Here is a 1,242-nt window from a genome sequence, read left to right as displayed (position 1 = left end):
CCCGCCTGCCAGACCCCCAGCAGCGCCTGCACCCACGCCATCGAGCGCGGCACGCACACCGCCACGCGGTCCTCCTCGCCCACGCCCTGCGACGCCAGCCAGCCGCCCAGGGCCTGCGTCTGCGCCAGCAGCTGCGCATAGCTCAGCCGCTGATCTCCCTGCTCCAACGCGATCGCCTCGGGCGTCTCCTGCGCCCGCGCCTGCACCCGGGCCAGCACGTCCTCGGGGCCGACCAGGGGCTGCTGCGCCTCCTGGCGCCACTGCTGCACCTGCGCCTGCTCTTGCGGGCTCAGCAGCGGCAGGGCCGCGACGGCGGTGGCGTCCTGCGCCGGTGCCACCCAGGCGCGCAGCAGTTGCTCCAGGTTGTGCACACGGCGCTCGATGGTGCGCTGATCAAACAGCGCCGTGGCGTACTCCAGGTGCCCCACGATGCAGCCCTGCGCCTCCATCAGCTCCAGGGTCAGATCGAACTTGGCCACCGCATGCGGCGTCTGCAGCCCTTGCAGGCGCAGCCCCGGCAGTTGCCAGCTCTGCGCCACCGCGCCTTGCCAGGCGAACATCACCTGGAACAGCGGCGTGTAAGCGAGGCTGCGCTCGGGCTTGAGCAACTCGACCACTTGCTCGAAGGGCAGGTCCTGATGGCGCTGGGCCTGCAGGACGTGCTCGCGCAGCTGCTGCAGCCAGCGATGCGCCGGGAGCTCGTCCACGGGCGGCAGGCGCAGGGCCAGGGTGTTGACGAACAGGCCGATCAGCCCTTCGAGCTCTCGGCGCGAGCGGTTGGCCACCGGCGTGCCGATGACCACCTCCGCCTGACCCGACCAGCGCGACAGCAGCACGCCCCAGGCGCCCAGCAGCAGCATGAACAGCGTCACGCCGTGGCGCTGGGCGTAGGCCTTGAGCTGCGCGCTCAGGGCCTCGTCCAGGTGCAGCGCCACCCGGGCGCCCTGCAGGGACTGCTCGGCCGGCCGCGGCCGATCGGTGGGCAGCTCCAGGCGCTGCGGAGCATCGCCCAGGGTGTGCTGCCAGTACCGGGCCTGCGCGCTCAGCGCCTCGCCCTGCATCCAGCGGCGCTGCCACATCGCGTAGTCGCCGTACTGCAGCGGCAGCGGGGCGAGCTCAGCGCGGCGCGCCGGCTGCGCCACCGCGGCGCTGTACTGGGCCTGCAGCTCCTGCCACAGCACGTCGATGGACCAGCCGTCCGCCACCAGGTGGTGCAGCGTCAGCACCAGCACCTGGCTTGTG

1 protein-coding gene is annotated in these 1,242 nt (G+C 72.6%); it reads right to left on the bottom strand.

Annotation, left to right across the window (positions count from 1 at the left end; all coding sequences use genetic code 11):
- The coding region (locus tag QRD43_RS22660) for a condensation domain-containing protein (protein WP_285984791.1) at positions 1-1,242 on the bottom strand (1,242 nt) is incomplete at both ends.

The organism is Roseateles subflavus (genome assembly GCF_030285365.1).
GTDB classification, from domain to species: Bacteria; Pseudomonadota; Gammaproteobacteria; order Burkholderiales; family Burkholderiaceae_C; genus Roseateles_B; species Roseateles_B subflavus.
Note: the sequence above shows the minus strand (reverse complement) of the source record. Positions and strands in the feature narration are given on the sequence as shown.